Origin of the sequence: Synechococcus sp. CCY9201 (assembly GCF_034931105.1) — a bacterium.
Lineage (GTDB): Bacteria > Cyanobacteriota > Cyanobacteriia > PCC-6307 > Cyanobiaceae > CBW1002.
Window position 1 is genome coordinate 14,652 of the sequence record NZ_JAYGIC010000015.1, and the last position, 22,519, is coordinate 37,170.

General features: G+C 65.2%; 21 protein-coding genes. 13 read left to right on the forward strand and 8 right to left on the reverse strand.

The window, feature by feature from the left end; genetic code table 11:
• Window position 1 precedes the first annotated feature (1 nt).
• On the reverse strand, window positions 2–355 hold the full coding sequence (locus VB716_RS01310; RefSeq protein WP_197171850.1) for a ferredoxin-thioredoxin reductase catalytic domain-containing protein: 354 nt from the start codon (window positions 353–355) through the stop codon (window positions 2–4).
• 192 nt (window positions 356–547) lie between these two features.
• Between VB716_RS01310 and sufR the strand changes: the two genes are divergently transcribed.
• The 10 genes from sufR to VB716_RS01360 all read left to right on the forward strand — a co-directional run bounded on the left by sufR (window position 548) and on the right by VB716_RS01360 (window position 8,295).
• Window positions 548–1,228 (forward strand): iron-sulfur cluster biosynthesis transcriptional regulator SufR, encoded by a 681-nt coding sequence (gene sufR, locus VB716_RS01315; RefSeq protein ID WP_197158679.1) that lies wholly within the window; start codon window positions 548–550, stop codon window positions 1,226–1,228.
• A gap of 3 nt (window positions 1,229–1,231) precedes the next feature.
• Window positions 1,232–1,657, forward strand: a complete 426-nt coding sequence (locus tag VB716_RS01320) for a hypothetical protein (protein WP_231598203.1) — start codon at window positions 1,232–1,234, stop codon at window positions 1,655–1,657.
• 37 nt (window positions 1,658–1,694) lie between these two features.
• A complete protein-coding gene (locus tag VB716_RS01325; protein WP_197159071.1) occupies window positions 1,695–2,294 on the forward strand; it encodes a phycobiliprotein lyase in 600 nt (199 codons plus the stop codon).
• A 145-nt stretch (window positions 2,295–2,439) separates the two neighbouring features.
• Complete coding sequence (locus tag VB716_RS01330; RefSeq protein WP_197171846.1) at window positions 2,440–3,201, forward strand: phycobilisome rod-core linker polypeptide; 762 nt, start codon at window positions 2,440–2,442, stop codon at window positions 3,199–3,201.
• A 167-nt stretch (window positions 3,202–3,368) separates the two neighbouring features.
• Window positions 3,369–4,436 carry a DUF4912 domain-containing protein gene (locus VB716_RS01335; protein WP_323269529.1) on the forward strand — a complete coding sequence of 356 codons (1,068 nt, stop codon included), beginning with the start codon at window positions 3,369–3,371 and terminating at the stop codon, window positions 4,434–4,436.
• 19 nt (window positions 4,437–4,455) lie between these two features.
• Entirely contained in the window at window positions 4,456–4,653 is a 198-nt protein-coding gene (locus VB716_RS01340; RefSeq protein WP_197158676.1) for a hypothetical protein, read from the forward strand.
• Between the two features lie 130 nt (window positions 4,654–4,783).
• Window positions 4,784–6,169, forward strand: coding sequence for a phosphatidylserine/phosphatidylglycerophosphate/cardiolipin synthase family protein (locus VB716_RS01345; protein WP_323269530.1), 1,386 nt, complete (start codon window positions 4,784–4,786; stop codon window positions 6,167–6,169).
• Entirely contained in the window at window positions 6,169–6,429 is a 261-nt protein-coding gene (locus VB716_RS01350) for a hypothetical protein (protein WP_322758286.1), read from the forward strand. The genes VB716_RS01345 and VB716_RS01350 overlap by 1 nt, the downstream gene beginning before the upstream one ends.
• Before the next feature lie 28 nt (window positions 6,430–6,457).
• Entirely contained in the window at window positions 6,458–7,735 is a 1,278-nt protein-coding gene (locus tag VB716_RS01355) for an FAD-dependent monooxygenase (protein WP_323269531.1), read from the forward strand.
• A 185-nt stretch (window positions 7,736–7,920) separates the two neighbouring features.
• Window positions 7,921–8,295, forward strand: coding sequence for a hypothetical protein (locus VB716_RS01360; protein WP_323246785.1), 375 nt, complete (start codon window positions 7,921–7,923; stop codon window positions 8,293–8,295).
• A 33-nt stretch (window positions 8,296–8,328) separates the two neighbouring features.
• Here the strand turns inward: VB716_RS01360 and VB716_RS01365 are convergent, their stop codons facing one another.
• Complete coding sequence (locus VB716_RS01365; RefSeq protein ID WP_197158672.1) at window positions 8,329–8,703, reverse strand: hypothetical protein; 375 nt, start codon at window positions 8,701–8,703, stop codon at window positions 8,329–8,331.
• Between the two features lie 125 nt (window positions 8,704–8,828).
• Here VB716_RS01365 and VB716_RS01370 point away from each other — a divergent pair, with 125 nt between their 5' ends.
• The 3 genes from VB716_RS01370 to VB716_RS01380 all read left to right on the forward strand — a co-directional run bounded on the left by VB716_RS01370 (window position 8,829) and on the right by VB716_RS01380 (window position 12,704).
• Window positions 8,829–10,469 (forward strand): alpha-D-glucose phosphate-specific phosphoglucomutase, encoded by a 1,641-nt coding sequence (locus tag VB716_RS01370; RefSeq protein ID WP_323269532.1) that lies wholly within the window; start codon window positions 8,829–8,831, stop codon window positions 10,467–10,469.
• Between the two features lie 212 nt (window positions 10,470–10,681).
• The gene (locus tag VB716_RS01375; RefSeq protein WP_197158670.1) at window positions 10,682–10,933 is read left to right on the forward strand and encodes a hypothetical protein; all 252 of its coding nucleotides are present in this window, start codon (window positions 10,682–10,684) and stop codon (window positions 10,931–10,933) included.
• 40 nt (window positions 10,934–10,973) lie between these two features.
• Window positions 10,974–12,704, forward strand: coding sequence for a SulP family inorganic anion transporter (locus VB716_RS01380; RefSeq protein WP_323269533.1), 1,731 nt, complete (start codon window positions 10,974–10,976; stop codon window positions 12,702–12,704).
• An 82-nt stretch (window positions 12,705–12,786) separates the two neighbouring features.
• Here VB716_RS01380 and VB716_RS01385 read toward each other — a convergent pair whose 3' ends face one another.
• The 6 genes from VB716_RS01385 to VB716_RS01410 are packed head-to-tail and all read right to left on the reverse strand — an operon-like array spanning window position 12,787 to window position 22,462.
• Window positions 12,787–13,068: a hypothetical protein gene (locus VB716_RS01385; protein ID WP_197158668.1), complete on the reverse strand. Its 282-nt coding sequence runs from the start codon at window positions 13,066–13,068 to the stop codon at window positions 12,787–12,789.
• A 33-nt stretch (window positions 13,069–13,101) separates the two neighbouring features.
• Complete coding sequence (locus VB716_RS01390) at window positions 13,102–16,440, reverse strand: efflux RND transporter permease subunit (protein ID WP_322758281.1); 3,339 nt, start codon at window positions 16,438–16,440, stop codon at window positions 13,102–13,104.
• A complete protein-coding gene (locus tag VB716_RS01395) occupies window positions 16,437–17,543 on the reverse strand; it encodes an efflux RND transporter periplasmic adaptor subunit (RefSeq protein ID WP_322758280.1) in 1,107 nt (368 codons plus the stop codon). The genes VB716_RS01390 and VB716_RS01395 overlap by 4 nt, the downstream gene beginning before the upstream one ends.
• Window positions 17,544–17,587: 44 nt before the next feature.
• A complete protein-coding gene (locus VB716_RS01400) occupies window positions 17,588–17,929 on the reverse strand; it encodes a hypothetical protein (RefSeq protein WP_323246777.1) in 342 nt (113 codons plus the stop codon).
• Window positions 17,919–21,344, reverse strand: a complete 3,426-nt coding sequence (locus VB716_RS01405; RefSeq protein WP_197158664.1) for an efflux RND transporter permease subunit — start codon at window positions 21,342–21,344, stop codon at window positions 17,919–17,921. Before VB716_RS01405 ends, VB716_RS01400 begins: the two co-directional genes overlap by 11 nt.
• A 53-nt stretch (window positions 21,345–21,397) precedes the next feature.
• Window positions 21,398–22,462: an efflux RND transporter periplasmic adaptor subunit gene (locus tag VB716_RS01410; RefSeq protein ID WP_197158663.1), complete on the reverse strand. Its 1,065-nt coding sequence runs from the start codon at window positions 22,460–22,462 to the stop codon at window positions 21,398–21,400.
• Between the last annotated feature and the right edge of the window lie 57 nt (window positions 22,463–22,519).

A 22,519-nucleotide genomic window follows, 5' to 3' on the forward strand; every position in this document is an offset into this window, starting at 1 on the left:
ATCAGCCGGCGGTATGACTGCGAATCTCTTCCATGCTGATCGTCTGGCTGTCGCCGCGGAAGGGGTTGTCCTCGGTGAGGAACAGCATGCAGTGGCACTCCTTGCGCTCGCGCATCGGCACGCAGGGGCAGTTCCAGAAAGCCTGGGAGACCTCCGCCTGCTTGTCCTCGTAGTGACGGCAAGGGCAGAGCGCACCGCCCAGATCATCCTTGTGGCGGGCCAGACCCTCCAGCACCACGGCCGTCACCCCCGGATCGCTGCAGAAATAGGTCCCCGTGCGCTGGGCATAGGTTTCCGCGAACTTGCGGATCACCTCAAGGCTCTCAGCGGAGGGGGCGGCAGCGGCGTCGGACATGAAGCAGGAGGTAGAGGGCACCCAGCCCAGGACGGATCACTCAGATACGAAACCATCTGGTTTCGTATCTGCCCGAGCCTAGGGCAGGGGTCCGAGCCTTGGGGTGAAGGTTCATTGTGACCCCACGACTGCCGCGGCGCGCCCCCCATCCACCTGTCGTGCGTGGCATGGTGTGACGGTCAGTGGCGAGCCATGACCGCCCCAGCCCCGGTATCCAACCAGGCCAGCACCCGCGAGGCGGCGCTCACGCTGTTGCTGCGCCATGGCCATGCCACTGCCGCGACCCTGGCCCAGAAGCTGGCGGTCTCCGTTCAGGTGATGCGCCGCCATCTGCGCAGCCTGGAGGAGGAAGGCCTGGTCGTTTCCAGTCCCTCGCAGGATGGCCCTGGCCGTCCCTGCAATCACTGGAGCCTCACCGCCAGCGGCCATAACCAGTTCCCGAACGGCAGTGAGCAGTTCACCCTCAGCCTGCTGAGCTCGATGGCCAGCAGCCTGCCGCCCGACACCATCAAAGATCTGCTCAACCGCCAGGCGATCGACAAGGCCGGCGATTACCAGCTCCAGATCGGTGTTGGCAGCCTGCCGCAGCGCCTGGATCGCCTGGTGGAACTGAGGCGGCGTGAGGGCTACGTGGCCGAGTGCGTGGCGGACGACGACAGCTGGGTCTTCAGCGAATACCACTGTTCGGTGATGCGGATCGCCGAACAGTTCCCCTGCGTCTGTGATCAGGAGTTGCAGATGATCCGTCACACCTTTCCCGATTGCAGCGTCGAGCGGGTGCACTGGCGCCTGGCGGAGGGTCATTCCTGTGGCTTCCGCCTCACCCCCAGGCCTGATCCGATCGATGTGGCGGCCGCCTCAGCCAATCCCTGAGCCGTGAGCCCAACGGATCCCGCGCCCCGCGGCCCGCTCCTGATCGAGGAGCTCGAGGCGATCGAAACCACCCTGCTGCCGGCGCTCGACCGCCATCACCTCCGCCTGCTGGCCCACGGCCTGCGGACGTTCCAGTCCATTGCCGGCGCGCAGCACGGTCCCCTGCCGAGACCCGAACAGGTGCAGCTCTGGGTCTGGAGTCAGCCGCTGCTTGCCGCCGATGCTGACTTCGCCGAAGCGTTCCTGGACCAGTTGGGGCAACTGGGGCAGCAATTGGAGGACCTGGCCCGCCAGAGAGCCTGCACGCCGCTGGCGCTGACCCTGGAGGATCTGATCCGCTGGAGCTGCGAGCAGGCCACGGCTCGCCTGTCGACAGATGCGCCGCAGACTGACCCGCCGCAGACAGATGCGCGACCACCTGCGGGCTGAGCGCCTTGCCATCATCGCTGCAGCAACCCGAGGTCCCGTGAGCGGATCGATCAGCGACGCCATCAGCTTCTTCCGCCTCAGCTGCGGCCGCTGGCGGTCACAGCGCAGCAGCCACCACCTGCTCCATCGCCGCGCCGAAGCGGGCGGCTCCTACATCGAGGTGGTGGAACTCTCCGCCACTGACCCCCTGCTGGTGGCGGTGGCGACCCTGCACGGCCAGGATCCGAACGGGCTGGCGGGCGGCTGTCGGGTGCGCTGGAGCGGGTCGATGGCCTGGGACAAGGCCGGGGAAGCCCATGAAGGCGAGAGTGTCTTCGGGCTGATTCCGACCGACGAGAAGGGCAGGACCGGCCTGCTGCTGCGCGATCGTGGCTATGCCGAAACGGCCCCGGTGGCCGGGCATTTCCAGATGGACGATCGCGACGGACTGCTGCTCAGCACGGACTACGAAACCATGAGCAGCCTGGAGCGGTTCAGCTTCGCGGGGCCCGATGTGCGGCTGCGCACCAGCACCGTCGAGGGACTCTCCAACACCGCGTCCTTCTGCGTGGAGACCCGGGTGCTTGAGGCGACCGCCGGGCCCACCCCAGCTGAAGCGCCGGAGGACGGACGCCTGCTCTCTCCACTGGGCTGGTGAAGTCTGGGCTGGTGAAGTCTGGGCTGGTGAAGTCTGGGCTGGTGAACCCGGTGTCGAACGTTACGGACTGTGAGCCCTGCCAGGGGGCGATGAGTCGTGACGGGGCCGCACTTCTACGATCCCCGAGACGGATGCCTGAGCACGAGTGGCCCTTCCTCTCCTGAAGTACGCACCCACGACGCAGAACTCCCGCGTGGATGCCCTCCGGGTGGGTTCAGACGAGGATCCCAAGGCCGTGTCCATGGACAAGGCCATGGATCGCGAAGACCAGAACTTCGTGATTGAGGCCGCCTATCGGCAGATCTTCTTCCACGCTTTCAAGGTGGACCGCGACCGCACCCTTGAGTGCCAGTTGCGCGATGGCCAGATCACGGTGCGTGATTTCATCCGCTCCCTGTGCCTGTCGGACACCTTCACCCGCAGCTTTTACAACCTCAACAGCAACTACCGCGTGGCTCGCCACCTGGTGGAAAAGCTGCTGGGTCGCCAGACCTACGGCAAATCCGAGGAAATCGCCTGGTCGGCCGTGCTGATGACCCGTGGGGTCCGGGGGATGGTGGATGACATCCTCGACAGCCAGGAATACCTGGACAACTTCGGCTACGACACGGTTCCTTACCACCGCAACCGCGTGGTTGGTTCGCGCAGCGTCGGCGAAACCCCCTTCAACATCACCTCACCCCGCTACGAGGCCTACCACCGCGGCATTCTGGGCTTCCCCCAGATCGTCTACACCGGTACCGCCAAGGCCTACCCCGAGCGTGCCCGCCAACGCCGTGGCGGTTTCCCCGAGGATTACCTCCCCTGGGTGCGGACGCTGCCTGCCATGCGCACCCGTGGCGCCGCCGCCGGCAACACCGGCATGGATTATCTCTCCAAGGTCCCCTATCGCAGCATCGGTCGCTGAGGTTTCACAGCTTCAGCGCCACTGGGTCATCCGGATCAGAAGGCGGTGCTTCGGCACCGCTTTTTTGTTGGTCCTGCCCCTGGTCAGTGGATCCTGACCCCTCAGGGCCAGTCCGGCAAATCGCGGAGAAAGTGCTTCAAACTGTTTCTCAAACGTACCCGGATGCTGTGAGCCAGTCTCTGACCACTTTGGCGCGACTGACCCTGAGACAGCTCCGTCAGGTGGCCAGCGATCTGGGGGTCAGCCTCTACAGCCGTAAATCCAAGGAGGAGCTGCTCAACGCGATCAGCTCGCGCCATGAAGAGGGCAGCCTGTCCTTGCAGGCGATTGAAGCCGAGATGAAACCGGCTCCACAGCCGGATGCAGAGACCCGTGTGGTCTTCCTGCCGCGTGATCCCCAATGGGCCTACGTTTTCTGGGAGATCTCGGAAGCCGACCTGGCTCACGCCCTCCAGGCCGGTGCCAGCCAGCTCTGTCTGCGGGTCGCGGATGTGACCGGCCTGGCTGGAGGCTCAGCCCATCCCCACACCCTGCAGGAAGTGGTGGTCGACAGCCATGCCACCGAGTGGTACCTACCGGTGCCGCTCAGTGATCGTGATTACCGGGTGGAGCTCGGGTACCGCAAAGGCAGCTCCGGCGGATGGATCTCTCTGGCCTTCTCCTCGGTGGCCCGGATTCCAGCCTTGCATCCGAGCGAGCAGATCCTCGATCAGTTCGTTCCCTTCACCCTCGAAGCAGCTCCCACTTCGCTGCCGACACCCGTGGAGAGCAGCGATTCCGGCCTGCACGAGAGGCTTTATCAGACGGCTACAGCTCGTTGGCGCAAACTGGGCCGTGGCTCCGAAGCCTTCCATGAGCTCCAGGAGAGCGGCAGCGAACACCAGGGACAGCACGCCTCAGGCGCGGGCATCTGGGCCAGCGGACGCCAGTCCTCCGGCGCAGGCGGGGTAGCCCCCCGGCAGCGTTCGTTCTGGCTGGTCGCAGACGCTGAGCTGATCGTCTATGGCGCCACCGATCCAGCCGCCCGCCTCACCATCGGCGGCGAGGAAGTACCCCTCTCCGCCGATGGCACCTTCCGGGTGCAGGTGCCCTTCCGCGACGGCCAGCAGGTCTATCCGATCGAGGCCGTGGCCGCAGATGGGGAGCAGAAACGCAACATCACCCTCGACTTCCGCCGGTTGACCCCGGAAGACAACAGCAATCCGTCCCATCAGGCCGCCCCCGAGTGGTTCTGACACCCGCCGTGTCCCCCCGATGACCTCCTCTTCGTCCCGCCGCGGCCTGCGCATTTTCGTGGCCATCACGCCCGTGCTGGGTGCGGTCAGCTTCGCCTTGCTGATTCCCCTGCTGATCGTGCACGTGAGCCTTCAGGCAGCGGTTGGAGCCGCTGTGGCCATTGGCTGCCTCTGGTTCGCTCTGATGCTGCGCACCTCCGAAATGCCCGGGCACTGAGTCCCAAGCAGCACAGCAACCCTGCTGTTGACCGACCCGGGGAACGCTGAAGCCAGCGTCTTCCCTGTGCATGGCCCACCTGGTCCCACCGCCCTCCGTCCACCCTCAACCCAGGTGCGCCGGCCATCAGGTGAGGTCCCTTCTGTTGGTTGGGGGCCTGGGCCTGCTGCTGGCAAGCTGCAGCTCCACCGCCCGCCTGCAGGGCCAGCCTCCGCCCCGCCTGCCCCTGCCAGCTGGCATCGATGTGGGCTTCAACCACCGCGCCGCCGGCCACTACCGCAGCCCGATCGACGGCCGCTGGCGACAGGGCGACGACCTCGAAGCGATGCTGCTGAGCGCCATTGAGGAGGCCCGCAGCGAGATCGCTGTGGCCGTGCAGGAGCTGTCCCTGCCGAAGGTGGCCGCGGCCCTGGCCCGCCAACACCAGAGGGGCGTGCGGGTCAGGCTGGTGCTGGAGAACACCTACAGCACCCCCTGGAGCGAGCAGCATCCTGTCGATCTGGTCCCCCATCTGCGCCATCGACAGGCCCAGCTGAAGGCGCTGGGCTGGGGCGATGCCCTGCTGATCCTGCAGCGTGCCGGAGTCCCGATGCTGGACGACACCGCCGACGGCAGCGCCGGCAGCGGCCTGATGCACCACAAATTCCTGGTGGTCGATGGCCGGGTGGTGATGACCGGCTCGGCCAACTTCACCCCATCCGGCATCCACGGCGACCCGGACGATCGACGCACCCGCGGCAACGTCAACCATCTGCTGCGCTTCGAGAGCAGGGAGCTGGCGGCCGTGTTCCTGGCGGAATTCGAACGTCTGTGGGGGGACGGCCCCGGCGGCCAGGCCGACAGCCGATTCGGGATCGGCAAGGGGGGCGGTGCCCCACAGCGGGTGATCGTGCAGGGCACACCGGTGCAGGTGCTGTTTGCGCCCCATCGCCGCAGCGATCCCGACAACGGCCTGATCTGGCTGGGCCAGCTTCTCGCCCAGGCCCAGCGGCGCATCGATCTGGCCCTGTTCGTGTTTTCGGCCCAGAACCTCACGAACGTGCTGGCGCAGCAGCATCAGAACGGTGTGGCCATGCGGGTGCTGGCCGACCCCGGCTTCGCCAATCGCTCCTTCAGCGAGGTGCTCGATCTGCTGGGGGTGGCCCTGCCGGATCGGCGCTGCAAGATCGAGGCTGGCAATCGTCAGTGGACGGAACCGCTGGCAGGCGTAGGCATCCCCCAGCTGGCCGGGGGCGACAAACTGCACCACAAGATCGCCGTGATCGATGGGAAACGGGTGATCAGCGGCAGCTTCAACTGGAGTCCATCCGCCGCTCACCAGAACGACGAAACCCTGCTGGTGATCGACTCGCCTGTCCTGGCCCGCCACTTCACCCAGGAGATCGATCGCCTCTGGAGCGGCGCCGAGCTGGGAATCACGGCCGGGCTGGAGCGACGGATCGAGCGGCTGCGGCGCACGTGCGGTCAAGGGCACGCGACTACGATCCCAGCAGACCGCGAAGAGCCGGAGCCGTAGTGGAGCAGCCAGCGACCTCCAACAGAAGCGCCACTGATCCCAACCCGTCAGCCACCATTGATGCGATCAATCTGATGCTGCGGGATCTCCACACCCGGCATGATGAGATCCGCCATAGAGCCGCCTTCCGCGGGTGTACCAAGGAACTGCTGGCCCTGCAGCAGGAGTTGGTCGACTATCTGCTGGCGCGAAAGACCGGTCTTAGCGGCGGCACCACGCACAAACCCCACGACGGTCTCAATTACAACTCCTTCACCTGAACCGCCCCCGTTCCCAGCCATCGACGGGGTGAGACGCGAGCCGGCGCGGGTTCTGATCGTGGGGGGCGGGCCCACCGGTGCCGCCCTCGCCCTTCTGCTGAGCCAGCAGGGCATCCCGCTCACCCTGATCGAAACCAGCCGGAATCTGGATTGGGTCTTCCGCGGCGAAGCCCTGATGCCCAGCGGTCTGGCCGCCCTTGAACAGATCGGCGGTGCCGACCTGCTGGACGGACTGCCCCAGCGGCCCCTGGCCGGCTGGCGTTTCGTGCTGGACGGCCGGGAGTTGTTTCGGGCCGCGGAACCCCTGGCCCCTGGCCCTGCCTGCACCCTGGTGAGCCAACCGGCCCTGCTGGAGCGCCTGTTGGAGCGGGCGGCGGGCTATCCAGGCTGTCAGGTTCTGCGAGGCACCGCTGCCACTGGGCTGGTGGAGCAGAACGGCCGTATCGCGGGGATCCGGCTGGCGGACGGCCAGGAGCTGCGGGCCGATCTGGTCCTGGCCTGCGATGGGCGCAGCTCATTGCTGCGACGCCTGGCCGGCCTGGAGCTGCAGGAGCAGAGCAGCCCCCTCGATCTGCTCTGGTTCCGGCTGCCAGCGGCCTCCACGACCTCTGCCGCTCCGCCACTGCCCCAGGGAGACTGGTTCACCACCGTGGTAGGCTCCGCCGGGATCTTCAGCCTGTTCAACGGGGCCACCGGCGTGGCGCAACTGGCCTGGGTTCGTCCCCGTCGCGCCGTGGCGACAGGCCCGGTTCAGACGACGCCAACGCCAGCGGAGAGCCCCTGGCCGGAGTGCTGGGCCCGCCAGAGCCCGCCGGAGCTGGCGGCCTGGATGCGCAACGGCAGTGTGCACGCGACGGCACCGGTGCCCCTGGCCGTCCGCGTGGGCCTGGCTCCCCGCTGGCATCGGCCTGGCCTGCTGATGCTGGGCGATGCCGCCCATCCGATGAGTCCGGTGCGGGCTCAGGGGATCAACATGGCCTTGCGCGATGCTCTGGCTGCCGCGAACCATCTGATTCCGCTTCTGGCGGAGGGTGCCCAGCCAGCGGCTTCCCAGCTTGATGCCGCCCTGGCCGCGATCGCAGCCGAACGTCTGCCGGAGATCCGGACCCTGCAGACCCTGCAACGCCAGGAGGCCGAACGGGGGATGCTGCTGCAGGGCCAGCCCTGGCTGAGGGCGTTGCTGCTGGCGGGGGCTCCGTGGCTGGCTCCGGCTCTGCGCCATCACTGGATCGACCAGCAACGACCACTGCGGCAGGGAGTGACCACCCTGAACCTGCTGGAGAGCCCGCGCCTGCTGGAATCGTGAGGGCCCGTCATGATGCAACAGCCTGTCCGAGCGGAGTGATGGCTGACAGCCCTGCCCCCAACTCTGGCCCTTCCAGTGCCAGGCCAGTGGAGCCGCAGCTGGATCTGCCCTGGGAAGCAACCACCCGCACCAGAGCACCACAGCCTGGGCAGTCTGCGATCCAGCGATCAGGGATTGGGCTGAGGTTGCTGCAGCTGAGTCCCTTGCTGCTCTGCCTGCCGTTGCCTGCGGCCCTGGGGAAAGATCTACCCCCTTACCCCAGCAACGCCGAGTTCCGTCAACTGCAGCTGGCCGCCCAGGACTGTGGCCGTGAGAACAACGATGCCACCTGCACCCCGGCGCGGGACCAGGCCGACCGCCTGATCGATCACCCGCGCCTTTCGGCCTCCTGCAAAGACGTGCTCTGGGAGATTCGGGAGGGCTCCGAGGTCACGGCGGTCAACAGCTACGTCAGACGAGAAGCGCTCAACAGGGCGGCAGGCGACCTGATGGTGATCTGCCGCGCCCAGGCCAAACCGACTCCGACCACCGACAAACCTTCGTCACCGTTTCAGCAGTGAACCGTTCGTGAACCGATTCAGCGCCGAAACGGTTCAAGGGGCAGAGGGCACTGGAGCCTCTGCCGCATCCAGCAGAGCGCGGGATGTGCTCTCCATGAAGGGCACCGACCAGGGCGTCACCACGATGGCCCGGTCAGCCAGCTCGCAGGCTCCGCCCTGACGACCAGCGGCCGAGCAGCTGGCGCTGAGTTTGAGCAGGGCGTTGGTGAGCTTGCCCCGCAGGCAGCTTTCAGCGCCGGCATGGCTGAGCACAGCCTCCGCAGCCTTGCGGGTCTGCTGGATCGCAGCGGGATAGGAATCGACCGGGCCGAGCCCCATGGGTGCCGCCTGGCCAGGACGGGCCAGGGGCACGAGAATGGCCGCCAGCACCAGGGCCAGACCAGCAGGGCGGGACGAGGGAAGCAGCACGGGCGAGCTGGGGCAAAAGGAGCGCAGGCAGAGTGCGACCCGGCCATGAAGAAACGCTAGCGACGGTTGCCGGAGCCAGCCCGTTCTGGGGCCAGGCGTAGCTTGGGTCTGTTGCGGCTTACGTGATGACCAGCGGTGTGCGTCAAGTGGTGCTTGAGCGGCCCTTCGACGACCAGAAGCCCGGCACCTCCGGCCTGCGCAAGAGCAGCCGCCAGTTCGAGACATCGCACTACCTCGAAAGTTTCCTCGAGGCGATCCTGCGGGTGCTGCCGGGCGTCGATGGCGGCACCCTGGTGGTGGGCGGCGACGGCCGCTACGGCAACCGCCAGGCCATCCAGGTGATCGTCCGCATGGCAGCGGCCCACGGCGTGGGGCGGCTGATCACCACAACCGGCGGCATCCTCTCCACGCCAGCCGCCTCCCATCTAATCCGCCGCCATCAGGCCATCGGCGGCATCATCCTCTCGGCCAGCCACAACCCCGGCGGTCCGGAGGGGGATTTCGGGGTGAAGGTGAACGGCGCCAACGGCGGGCCGGCGCCGGAGTCGGTCACCGATGCGATCTATGCCTGCACCCTCGGGCTCGATGGCTACCGGATCCAGGACGCCGATCCGATCCCCCTCGACCAGCCGGGTCGCCACAGGGTCGGCAGCCTCGAGGTGGAGGTGATCGACGGGGTCGAAGACTACGTGGCGCTGATGCAGGGCCTGTTCGACTTCGATCGCATCGGAGCCCTGCTGCGCGGCAATTTCCCGATGGCGTTCGATGCCATGCACGCCGTGACCGGCCCTTACGCCAGCCGTCTGTTCGAGGGGCTGCTGGGGGCCCCGGCCGGAACGGTGCGGAACGGCATCCCGCTTGAGGATTTCGGCGGCGGCCACCCCGATCCGAACCTCACCTATGCCCACGAGCTGGCCGCCCTGCTCCTGGACGGCGATGCCTACCGCTTCGGGGCCGCCTGCGACGGCGACGGCGACCGCAACATGATCCTGGGGGCCGGTTGCTTCGTGAACCCGAGCGACAGCCTGGCCGTGCTCACCGCCAACGCCACCCTGGCGCCGGGCTACGCCGACGGGCTCAGCGGCGTGGCCCGCTCCATGCCCACCAGTGCCGCGGCGGATGTGGTGGCCAGGGAGCTGGGTATCGCCTGCTTCGAAACGCCCACGGGATGGAAGTTCTTCGGCAACCTGCTGGATGCCGGCCGCATCACCCTCTGCGGGGAGGAGAGCTTCGGCACCGGCAGCAACCACATCCGCGAGAAGGATGGCCTCTGGGCGGTGCTGTTCTGGCTGCAGATCCTGGCCTGCCGCCAGTGTTCCGTGGCCGAAGTGATGACGGAGCACTGGGCCCGCTTCGGGCGCCATTACTACTCCCGCCACGACTATGAAGCGATCGCCTCCAGCGCCGCCGCAGAGCTCTACAGCCGGGTGAAGACCATGCTCCCCAGCCTGAAGGGTGAGCGCTTCGCGGGTCGGGCGATCGCCACCTGCGACGACTTCTCCTACACCGATCCTGTCGATGGTTCCACCAGTGCGGGGCAGGGTCTGCGCATCCTGCTGGACGACGGCAGCCGCGTGGTGCTGCGCCTCTCCGGCACAGGCACCCAGGGCGCCACGCTGCGGGTGTACCTGGAGAGCTACGTGCATCCCGGTGGTGCCCTCACCCTGGATCCCCAGAAGGCGCTGGGCGATCTGATCCAGGCCACCGACCAGCTGGCCGAGATCCACCGGCGCACCGGCATGGCACGGCCCACCGTGATCACCTGATCATGGTCATCTGATCGGTGCTCACCTGATCCGTGATCTCCCGCTCACTCTGACCAGGCTCGTCCCTGCTCCTAGCCTCAGCAGTAACGGTCCAATTGCTCGGCATGACCTCACCCACTGTTCCCCCGTCTGCCGCGGCAGTTCGCCCGTCTGCCGCCACAAGCCGCCTGTCTCCCTCAGGCGAACACTCCCGATGGCCACGCGTCCGAGTGATGGGGCTGGCCGTGCTGCTGATGGGGATCGGCCAGGCCGCACCTGCCGGGGCTGTTGATGGTAATCAGGTGAAGGCACTCTGCATGGCGGGCTTCAACGCCGCCATGGCCGCCGCCGGCAAGACACCACCCGCTGGCATGGGGGAGTTCACCTGCACCTGCTTCCTGGAGCAGGTTGAAGCCGGCAGCAACATCGACCAGGCCCGCACCACCTGCAGGGACAAGGCCGCGACAAGGTATCCGGTGAAATGAACGGCGCCAGCCCATGAGGCCCTCCTGGCCTCCGCCAGGGATGCAGCCGCTCCACCAGGGGAGGCCGGAGTGGTGGAAGGCCGATCTGGTGGCAGGCATCACCGTGGCGGCCTATCTGATTCCCCAGTGCATGGCCTACGCCGAGCTGGCGGGACTGCCCCCGATCAGCGGGCTTTGGGCCATCCTGCCGCCGCTGCTGCTCTATGCACTCCTGGGCTCCTCGCCCCAGCTGTCGGTGGGGCCGGAATCCACCACGGCCGTGATGACCGCCGCCGCCATCGGTCCGCTCGCTGCTGGCGATCCAGGCCACTACGCCGGGCTGGCCTCTCTGCTGGCCCTGGTGGTGGGTGGGCTCTGCTGCCTCGGAGCCTGGGGCCGGCTCGGATTCCTGGCCGATCTGCTCTCCAAGCCGATCCTGGTGGGCTACATGGCCGGGGTGGCGGTGATCATGATCACCAGTCAGCTGGGCAGGATCTGCGGGCTCACCCTGGCGGCCGATTCGATCGGTGGGCAGATCCAGGAGCTTGTGCAACGGCACGTGGAGGTGCACGGGCCCACCCTGGCGCTGGCGGCGGCGGTGCTGACCTTCCTGGTGGTGCTGCAACGGCGCTGGCCCAGCCTGCCCGCTCCCCTGTTGGCGGTGCTTCTGGCCACGGCGGTGGTGGCGGCTCTCCAGTTGGACCGTCAGGGCGTGGCGGTGATCGGCCCGATTCCGGCGGGGCTGCCCCAGTTGAGCCTGCCCCTGGGGGAGACGCTCCCCACACTCAGGTCCCTGCTGCCCACCGCGGCAGGCATCGCCCTGGTGGGCTACTCCGACAACGTGCTCACTGCCCGGGCCTTCGCAGCTCGCAACGGCTACCGGATCGATGCCAACCGGGAACTGTTGGCCTTGGGGGCTGTGAACCTGGGCAACGGGCTGCTGCAGGGCTTCCCGGTGAGCAGCAGCGGCAGCCGCACCGCCATCGGCGACACCGCCGGCAGCCGCAGCCAGGTGTTTTCCCTGGTGGCCTTCCTGGTGGTGATCCTGGTGCTGCTGGCCCTGCGGCCGGTGCTGGCGCTGTTCCCCAAGGCGGCCCTGGGGTCCATCGTGATCTACGCGGCGCTGCGGCTGATTGATCTGGGCGAATTTCGGCGGCTGCGCAGCTTTCGCAGCAGCGAATGGCAGCTGGCTCTGGCCACCCTGGCGGGGGTGCTGCTCACCGACCTGCTCACAGGTGTGGCCGTGGCGGTGGCGCTGTCGGTGATCGATCTGTTCAGCCGGCTGGTGCGGCCCAACGATGCGGTGCTGGGGGAGGTGCCCCAGCTGGCGGGTCTGCACGACATCCACGACTGGGCGGGAGCACGGACACTGCCCGGGCTGGTGATCTACCGCTACGACGCGCCCCTCTGCTTCGCCAATGCCGACCATTTCCGCCGCAGAGCCCTGGCCGCGATCGAGGCCGAAACCACACCGGTGGCCTGGTTCGTGGTCAATGCCGAAGCGATCGTGGAGATCGACATCTCAGCGGCAGACATGCTGATCGAGCTGATCCAGGAACTCCGCCATCGGCAGATCGTGCTGGGCCTGGCGCGGGTGAAACAGGATCTTTACGGCCAGTTGGTGCGGGCGGGCTTGCTGGACGCGATCGGTGCCGATCACATCTTCCCCACCCTGAGCAGCGCCCGGCAGGAGTTTCTGCGCTCCAGACCGCCCGCCTGCGCCTCGGCCGGAGTCAGAGATGACGTCCAGACATCCGGCACTGAACCAGCCGGTAGCAGCCGTCATGAGTGACCAACGAGCGAGCCACCAGCTGGCCGGAGAGTGAGCCCCGTGCCACCAGCACCTGGCTTCAGCCGCCAGGGCCATCGCCCACTCACCCCCCGAGATCTGAGTCCGGATCGTCCTTGGCCACCAGAGCCAGCTGTCGCATCGTTTCACCCCAGCTGCCGCAGGCGCCGGCCACGCTGACCACCACCGCCAACTTCACCAACGGGATCGGGGTGAGCAGGCTGCCAGGGGTGCGCATGGCGCGGTGGGCCAGCAGCGCCAGAACAGTGGCCGCCGAGGCCATCAGAGTGCCGGCCAGGGCGATGCGGCGGCGATCAACGCGCCGCTGACGGCCGCGGCGGTAGCCAGGAGGAGGGGGGAGAGGCATGGCACAGAGGCAGCGAACCTGGGAAAGAGCCGCTCAGGGCGACGGTTGAGGCGGAACCGGGGGCTGCACGGCGGGTACGGGATCGTCGGCCAGAGGATCGGAGGTGTCGGCGCTGGCGGGAAACCAGTCGCGCTCGAGGTTCTTCATCAGGACATAGAACGAGGGCACCACGAACAGGCTGAGCACAGTGGCCACCAGCAGGCCACCGAAGATCACCGATCCCAGGGAGCGTTGACTCAGAGCACCGGCTCCATCGGCGATCACCAGGGGGAAAAAGCCCGCCAGAGCCGCCATGGCCGTCATCAGGATCGGGCGAAGGCGGGATCGAGCCGCGCCGCTGGCCGCCGCCGGGATCGATTCGCCCCGCTCGAGGCGCTGGTTGGCCAGATCAACGATCAGGATGCCGTTCTTGGCAGCGAGGCCGATCAGGGTGACCAGCCCAACCTGGGCATAGACGTTGTTCACCTGCCCGCGCATCACCAGGAAGGCCAGGGCCCCCAGCATCGCCAGTGGCACGGTCATCAGGATGATCAGCGGATCGATGTAGCTGCCGTACTGGGCGGAGAGCACCAGATAGACCACCACAATGCCAAGGGCGAAGACCAGGATCGCCAGAGAACCGGCCTGCACCTCGGAGCGGGACAAGGCTGACCAATCCATACCGATGTTGCTGAAATCAAGCTGGCTGAATGCCTGCGACAGACTGTCGATCGCCTGACCACTGCTCTTGCCGATCGCCTCGGCCCCTTGGATCAGCACGGTGCGATACAGGTTGAAGTGACTGACAATCGGCGGAGCGCTGTCCAGCCGGGCCTGAATCACATTGGAGAGAGGGATCTGCTGACCCTTGCCGTTGGTCACATAGAGATTGGCCAGATCCTCCACCACACTCCTGCTCTCTCCTTCGGCCTGCACGTACACCTGCCGGTATTGGCCATCTTCATAGGTGGGATTAACGAAGCGGCCTCCCGCCAGGGCCCCCAGAGTGGCCATGGCATCGCCATAGTTGATATCGAGCGAGGCCATCCGATCGCGATCCACATCCAGCCGCCAGACCGGTGCATCACTGACGAACTGAGTATAGATATTGAAGAAATCCCCCGTGGCCCGCGCCTTGACGATCAGCTGATCAGACAGCTTGGAGAGATCGGTGGGCGTATAGCCACCATTACTGAGGTCGTTGAACTGAAACGAGAATCCCCCCTGGGCGCTGAACCCAGGCACCGCGGCGGGAGACTGGGAGAGAACCACGGCGCCGGGAATCTCACGGAACTTCTGGTTGAAGCGACGGATGATCGCCTGCGCCGATTGCTGCGGAGAGGTGCGTTCCTCAATCGGCTTGAGACCGAAGAAGAAGATGGCTTGATTAAAGGCTCCACCATTGAATCCGGTTCCACCAATCAACTCACCAGAGACAACTTCCGGTTCTTCGGCGATGATTTTTCTGGCCTTATCAGCAACTTCCATGGTGGCTTCGATCGAAGCCTGCGGCGGAAGCTGGATGATGCCGAGCCCGTAGCCCTGGTCTTCCGTCGGCACAAAACCGGTGGGAACGGCCGTGAAGGCAATGCCCGTGAGCACCACGCCACCGAGCAGAACAGCAACCACCAGACGCCGCAGGCGGATCACCTGGTCAAGCAACCGGGCATAGCCGGCAGCCAGGCGCTCAAAGAAGGCGTTGAAGGCCTTGAAGATCGGCTGCAGGAAGGTGCCGATCAAGGCACCCAGCAATCCGAAGAGCAGCATTGTGACCCAGCCATTCACCATGTAGCCGTAAAGGCCACCGATGGCGGCTCCAATCAGGGTCCACTTCAATCCTGTTGGATTGGTCTTGCCGCCTCCCAGCAGCAACGCCGACTGCAATGGCTTGCCAGTGATCGCATTGAAGGTGGACACCAGGATCGAAAACACGATCGTGAGGGCAAACTGGCGGTAGATCACGCCAGTCGCCCCAGGAAAGAAGGTGACCGGAATGAACACAGCCAGCAGCACCAGGGCGGTGGCCAGGATGGCTCCGGTGAGTTCCTTCATCGCATTCGAGGCCGCCTTGAACGGCGGGTCGCCCGCTTCGATGCGGGCCGAGACCGCTTCCACCACCACGATGGCGTCGTCCACCACCAGGCCGGTGGCGAGAATGATCCCCAGCAGGGTGAGTTCGTTGATCGAGAATCCGAACGCCTTGACGAAGACAAGGGCGCCGAGCAGGGCGATCGGCAGGGCCAGGGCAGGCACGGCCGTGGCCTTCCAGTCCTGAAGGAAAAGGAAGATGATCAACAGCACCAGCACAACGGCGTCGCGCAGGGCATCCAGCGCGGCTTCGATGGAGCCATTGATGAAGTCAGTCTGATCAAAGACCTTTTCAAGCCGCACACCTGGAGGCAGGGTACTTTCAAACTGCTTCAGAACAGTATCCACCGATTTTGCAGTTGAGATAGCATTGCTACCGGGCAGCTGAATCACGCCAAACCCAACACAGGGATAACCGGTCTTGGCGTTGATCGCTGACTGATAGAAGTTCTGAAACGCATATTCGGCACGGCCCACATCAGACAGGCGAATCAGGCCGCCATCCGATCCCTCTGCTGTCTGGCTCCCGCCCGGGCCTTTGGCCAGGATGAGATTCTCAAACTCCTGGACCGTTTCCAGGTTGCCGTTGACCAGCAACGGGTAGGTGAGGCGATTGGCCGGAACCGAAGGGGGGCCGCCGATGCTGCCGGCGATCACCACCTGGTTCTGGGAGCTGAGGGCATCAATCACATCATTGATGCTGAGATTGAAGCGAGCCAGCTTGAGGGGATCGACCCAGAGGCGAAAGGCAGGATCGCTGGCTCCAAAGACATTGACCTGGCCCACCCCGTCGGCACGGCTGAGGGGGTAGAGGAGGTTGAGCTGAAACAGACCGTTGAGATAGTTGCGGTCGAACTGGCCTTTGGTGGAGGTGAGGTTATAGACCAGCAGGTAACTGGACGCCGTCTGCTGCACCGTGATGCCCTGGGCATTGACCTGCTCAGGCAGCTGGGCCGTGGCCGTCTGCACCCGGTTGAGCACATTGACCTGATCAATATCGGCGTTTGTGTTCGGCTTGAAATAGACATTGATCTGGCTCACCCCCTGGCCGGTGCTGTTGGAGGTGATGTAATCCATCCCCGGCGCCCCGTTGATCTGCTCCTCCAGAGGTCCGGTCACGGCACTTTCCACCGTGAGGGCATCGGCACCCGGCAGGTTGGCTGTCACCGCAATGGTGGGCGGCGCGATGTTGGGCAGGTTCTCAATCGGCAGCAGCGGCAGGCTGATGATGCCAGCCATCAGAATCAGGATGCTGCACACGGTGCTGAGCACCGGGCGGCGGATAAAGGTGTCCGAGAGGCTCATGGACGTGCGGACCCCGCTGGAGTCGTGCGCACCACCGAGCCGGAACGCAGCTGGGCCAGGTTGCCGAGGATGAAACGATCACTGCTCTGCAATCCCTCCAGCAACGCAAAGCGTCCCTGCTGCAGAGTGCCCACCCGCACCGGCACCTGCACAGCCACCAGAGCGCCCGATGGGGGCTGGCTCGCCAGGGGACGGCCAAGTCGACGGCTGGCCTCGGCCGCCGGCAGTGCCAGGAACACAAACGTCTTGCCTGCCTGCAGCAGAACCGCACGTTCTGGAATCGAGAGCAGGGGCTCCTGGGCAAACACCAGCGTGGCGCTCACCCGCTGCCCGTTGCGCAGCAGGCCATCGCGGTTGTCGAACGTGGCCTTGGTCAGCAGGGTCTGGCTGGTCTTGTCCACCGAGGGGGCCACGAAGGTGAGAGAGCCCCGGGCCAGCTGCCCCTGTTGATCCGGTAGTTGCAGGATCACAGGCAGTCCTCGGCGCACCCGCCAGGCCTGGGAGGCCGGCACATCAAGACGCACCCAGAGAACGGAGTTATCGATCACCGTGGTCACCACGGTGCCGGCCCGCACGAAGTCACCCAGCTTGAAGGCGATGCTGCCGACCTGGCCGGCGATCGGTGCGACGACATCCTTGTAGGCCAGGGTGGCCTGCTGGCCGATCAGCTTGTCCCGGCTTGTGAGGGCCTGGGTGACGTAATAGTCACGTTGCAGGGTGGAGACAGCTCCCTGCTCGTTCAGGAAGATGAAGCGCTGGGCGTTCACCAGGTCCCTGCGGGCCTCCGAGGCCGCCGCATCCACCTCGGCTCGCTGCTGCACCTGATCCAGGCGGAAGAGGGGCTGGCCCTGGCTGACGCTCTGCCCCTCCCGCATCGGCATCGCCACGATCCGCCCATCAATCTCAGCCGCCAGCTTCAGATCCCGGATCGCCTCAAGGGTGCTCTGATAAGTGGCCTGATCGTTGAACGTGCGTGGTGTGGGCTGCTCGATCTGAACAAGGGGCGCCTGCGGTGGCGGTGGCTTCGGTGGGCTGCACGCCTGCAGGGGCAACGCCAGGACCACCAGCCCGGCTCCGAACCTGAGGGCAACGAGCGACTTCACAGAATCCGGGAGGCTGGGCGGAGGATAGGTGGGATCAGGTCCGATCACCATCTGCGCCGCAGACCCTGGCGATTTTGATGGTAAATCGGATCGGGATTGGCGGCCTGCAACTGCCGCATCGCTTCGATCGCCAGCCCGCTCAGGGCTCCGGCTGCCGCCAGCAGGCGCCGCAGCCAGACCAGATCGCCTGGGTCGATCGAGGTGGGGGAATGCTGCACGATCGATTCCATGAACAACCCCACGGCCCAGCCGATCACCATGCCGATCAGCAGGGCCACCACCACCCGCTTGCCCTGAAAGGAAGGGCGCTTGGCCGGCGCTGCGGCAGGCCTGCGATCGTTGTCAGGAGGAGAAGAGGACGCCATGGCCTGGGGATCAAGCGCCATCGGAACCGGGAAGGGTGGGCGCGGGTTGCGATGGGGTGGAGCCACCAGCCAGCAGCGTCTTCACCACCACATAAAATACGGGAACCACGAGCAGCGACAGCACCGTGGCCACCAGCAATCCACCGAACACCACCGTGCCGAGAGACGCCTGACTGCGGGCCCCGGCGCCACTGGCGAGCACCAGGGGCAGGAAGCCGAACAGCGATGAAATGGCGGTCATGATGATCGGCCGCAGACGCGACTGGGCCGCGTCGCGGGCGGCATCGAGGGCCGTGGCCCCCTCGGCCATGCGCTGATTGGCGAGATCGACGATCAGGATGCCGTTCTTGGCCGCCAGGCCGATCAACATCACCAGGCCGACCTGGGCATAGATGTTGAGCACTTCGCCGCGCAGGGCGAGGAAGGTGAGGGCACCCAGCATGGCGGTGGGCACCGTCATCAGGATGATCAGGGGATCGGTATAGCTCTCGTATTGGGCAGCAAGAACCATGTAGACCACCAGGATTCCCAGGGCAAAGATCACAACCGCCAGGGATCCGGCCTTCACCTCCTCACGGGAGATGCCGGTCCAGTCGAAATTCAGGCCCTGCAACGACTGCGCCTCGAACAACTGACGCATGCCATTGATCGCCTGGCCTGAACTCTTGCCGGCAGCCGGGCTGCCCTCAATTTTGATCGAACGGTAGAGATTGAAGTGGGGAATCACACTGGGTCCCTGGGTGGACCTCACCGTGAAAAACTCCGACAGGGGAATCTGGTCGCCTGAAGCATTGCGCACATAGAGAGCCTTGAGCTTCTCCGGCGTGGCACGGTTATCTTCGTCGGCCTGCACGAAGACGCGCCGCACCTTGCCCTCCTGGAAGGTGTCGTTGACGTAGCTGCCACCGAAGTTGACACTGAACGATCGCATCGCATCGCCGAAGTCGACTCCCAGGGATGCCAGGCGATCCCGGTCCACATCAATGGCCAGCTGGGGAGCTTCCGGGGAGAACAGGGTGAAGACCCGCTGAAAGAGATCGCTGCCATTGGCCTCGCGGATCAAGGTGCCCGCCGCCTGGAAGAAGCTCTGGAGGTTAAGGGCGCCGCCGCTGCGGTCCAGAAGCTGGAATTCAAAGCCTCCAGAGGTGCCATACCCCGGAATCGCCGGTGGTTCGACCACAAACACCCGTGCCTCCTGAATCTGGGAGGCCATCTTCTGGTTGAGCCGTCCCACAATCGCACCCATCTCCTGCTCGCGGGTCTGGCGGTCATCCCAGTTCCGCGTGCCGAAGAAAAACAGACCCTTGTTCGGGGCATTGCCATCCAGACTGGCGCCACTGAACACAGAGGCGGCCGTGATGTCCTTCTCGGTTCGCAGGATCTCGGCCACCTTCCGGTTGATCCGATCCGTGACCTGCAGGGAGCCCCCATCGGGGGCCTGCACAAAGCCGATGGCATAGCCCTGGTCCTCGATCGGAACAAACCCTCCCGGGATGGCGCTGAAGGCCACACCGGTGAGGGTGATGCCCCCTGCCAGCACAGCCATCACCAGAATGCGCCGATTCAGAGCCCAGCCCAGCAGGCCCTTGTAGCGGTCTTCGAAGCCGGCATAAAGACCGTTGAAACGGCGAAAGATCACCGGGGTGAACCAACCGGTGGCCAGGCCCGCCGCCGCGAAGATCAACACCGTCAACGGGGTCTCCACCCCGCCGAAGACAAGGCCCACCGCCGCGGCCCCCACCGTGAAGGGCAACCGCAGGGGCAGACCTGTGAGAAGTTTGGCCACATAGCCAACGAACAGTCCCACCACCACAGCCGAGAGCACGGGCAAGACACCACTGCCTCCAGCCATCAGGCCATAGATGAATCCGATCGAGCCGCCGGCGATCGCATAGGTGCGCCGTCCCGGAGGCTCAGAATCCTGAGCGAGCAGGAGCGCCGAGAGCATCGGCGAAAAGGTGAGGGCATTGAAGGTGGAGATCGCCACCGAAAAGATGATCGTGGCGGCAAATTGCTTATAGATCGTACCGGTGGCTCCTGGGAAGAACAGCACCGGCAGAAACACCGCAAACAACACCAGAGAGGTGGCGATCACCGCGCTGAACAACTCATCCATCGTGGCCATGGCCGCCCTGGCCGCCGTCAGGCCCGAAGCCTTTTTGGTGGAGGTGTCTTCAATCACGGTGATGGCGTCATCCACCACCAGACCCGTGGCGAGCACCAGACCGAAGAGAGTGAGCTGATTCAGCGAGAAGCCGAAGGCATTCACCAGGGCAAACGTACCGATCAAGGCCACAGGGATGGCGATACCCGGCACCAGGGTGGCTTTCCAGTCCTGCAGGAACAGAAACAGGATCAGCACCACCAGAACCACGGCATCGCGGAGGGAATCCACAACCCCCTGAATCGAGGCATTGATGAACTCAGTGTTGTCGTAGATCTGCTCCATCTTCAGGCCCACAGGCATCACGGCCTGAAACTCGTCCAGTACAGCCTTCACACCCTCGGATGTCTTGAGGGCGTTGCTGCCACTCAGCTGGTAGACAGCCAGGCCCACGGAAGGAACGCCGCGGATATCGGTGGCCTGCAGGGCATAGTTCTCGCCGCCCAGACTGGCGCGACCCACGTCGCGCAGCCGCACGATTCCACCCTCAGGGGTGGTCTTGACGATCAGGGCCGAAAAATCTTCAACGCTGAGTAAGCGGCCCTGCAGCTGCACAGTGAACGTGAACTCCTGTCCCTTGGGCGCCGGTTCGCCGCCCACACTTCCGGAGGGCACCAGGCGGTTCTGACTGCTGAGGGCCGCGACCACGTCATTGGAGGTGAGGCTAAACGCGGTGAGCTTGGCGGGATCGAGCCAGAGGCGGAAGGCGAGTTTACGTTCGCCGAAATAGGTGAGATCTCCGACCCCAGGCACCCGCTTGATTGAATCGGTGAGATTCTGATCCAGCAGCCCGCTGATTGTCTCGACACTGTAGGTGATTTTGGCAGGATCTTCACTGACGAAGTTATAGACCAACAAAATGGAGTTGGAAGCCTTGTTTACCACCACTCCCGCCTGGCGCACCTCCTCGGGCAAGGAGGGATTGGCGAGAGAAACCCGGTTTTGAACGTTGACCTGATTGATATCGCCATCGGTGCCACTGGCAAACGACACCGTGATCTGGCTGCGACCATCGGCAGAGCTGTTGGAACTGATAAAGTCCATGTTCTCCACACCATTGATCTGCTGCTCCAGCACCGTGGTGACGCCCTGCTCCACCGTGATCGCATCGGCACCCGTATAACTCGCGTTCACGTTCACCGTGGGTGGTGCAATGTCAGGCAGGTTTTCGACCGGCAGCAACGGGATCGAGATCAATCCCGCAATCACGATCAGCAGGCTGCAGACCGTGGTGAGCACGGGGCGAACGATAAAACCGTTGGAAGGCGACACGGTGAACTCGAATCCGAAGACGACACTGATGCGTGGAGGCGAACGCGACCGCCTTAGTTGACCTTGATCGGCATGCCGTGGCGCAGGTTGAGCAGGTTGCTGGTGATCACCTGACGGCCGGAATCCAGGCCTTGAAGCACGGGATATCGATTGTTCTGCAGACCACCGAGCTGCACAGGCGTCTGCAGGGCGAAGCGGGCACTGGGCGGCAGAGCCTCCAACTGCTCGATCGGCACCTTGCCCGGCTGCAGTTTCAGTTCAGCCAGGGTGCCGACCCTGAAGACGAAGCTCTGACCAGACGACTGGGTGACAGCCGCGAAGGGCACGGAGGGCAGCTGACGCCGATCCAGCTCGACGGTGGCCCGCAGCCGCTGACCGTTGCGCAGGCCGCCGCCCGGATTGGCGAACGCCGCCTTGACCAGCAGGGCCTGGGAACCCGCCAGCACGTTGGGGTCGACCGAGTCGATCCGGCCCTCCACCAGCACCCGATCCGAGCCGGCCTGCTTGAGGGTCACCGGCAGACCGGGGCGGATTCGATCGGAAAAGATCGCCGGGACATCGATGCGGGCGAAGAGACGATCATTGCGAATCAGGCGGGTGAAGGGATCTCCGGCACTGATCACATCGCCCACCTTCACCTGAACGTCTGCCACCGTGCCGTCGATCGGCGAGCGCAGATCTCGGAACGCCAGATCGGCCCGCTTGGCCAGCACGGCCTCGCGAGACTCGATGTACTGAGCACGGAACTGATCGCGCTGGATTGCACTGGCAGCACCCTGACGTACCAGGTATTCGTAACGCTGGTAATTGAGTTTGTCCTTTTCCTCCCTCGCCAGCAGGGTGGCCAAGTCAGCCTGGAGCTGAACCTGATCGAGCACCAACAACAGCTGGCCGGCCTTGACCTTGTCGCCCTGGCCAATGCCGAGCTGCTGGATCCTGCCGCCGGCCTGGGCGGCCAGCTGTACCTCATCAATGGCCTCAAGGGTGCTGACCGTCTCCACCCGCTCGCTGAAGGGAGCGATCTGAACCGGAGCGGTGCTCACCACCAGGGGCTTGGCCGCTGGAGGCGCGGGCTTGTCACAGGCCGCCAGGAGCAGTGTGCTCAGGGCAACGGCCATGGAGGCGGTCTTCGAGGCCGTGGCGTTGAACCGGCCTGACGCCCTCAAAGTCCAACT

Excerpts from the sequence above, each read along its gene's own strand:
- VB716_RS01385 (WP_197158668.1), bottom strand. The coding sequence starts at position 13,068 with ATGCCTCTCCCCCCTCCTCCTGGCTACCGCCGCGGCCGTCAGCGGCGC.
- VB716_RS01410 (WP_197158663.1), bottom strand. The coding sequence starts at position 22,462 with ATGGCCGTTGCCCTGAGCACACTGCTCCTGGCGGCCTGTGACAAGCCC.
- VB716_RS01310 (WP_197171850.1), bottom strand. The coding sequence starts at position 355 with ATGTCCGACGCCGCTGCCGCCCCCTCCGCTGAGAGCCTTGAGGTGATC.
- VB716_RS01390 (WP_322758281.1), bottom strand. The coding sequence starts at position 16,440 with ATGAGCCTCTCGGACACCTTTATCCGCCGCCCGGTGCTCAGCACCGTG.
- VB716_RS01375 (WP_197158670.1), top strand. The coding sequence starts at position 10,682 with ATGGGGCTGGCCGTGCTGCTGATGGGGATCGGCCAGGCCGCACCTGCC.
- VB716_RS01340 (WP_197158676.1), top strand. The coding sequence starts at position 4,456 with ATGACCTCCTCTTCGTCCCGCCGCGGCCTGCGCATTTTCGTGGCCATC.
- VB716_RS01400 (WP_323246777.1), bottom strand. The coding sequence starts at position 17,929 with ATGGCGCTTGATCCCCAGGCCATGGCGTCCTCTTCTCCTCCTGACAAC.
- VB716_RS01380 (WP_323269533.1), top strand. The coding sequence starts at position 10,974 with ATGCAGCCGCTCCACCAGGGGAGGCCGGAGTGGTGGAAGGCCGATCTG.
- VB716_RS01370 (WP_323269532.1), top strand. The coding sequence starts at position 8,829 with ATGACCAGCGGTGTGCGTCAAGTGGTGCTTGAGCGGCCCTTCGACGAC.
- sufR (WP_197158679.1), top strand. The coding sequence starts at position 548 with ATGACCGCCCCAGCCCCGGTATCCAACCAGGCCAGCACCCGCGAGGCG.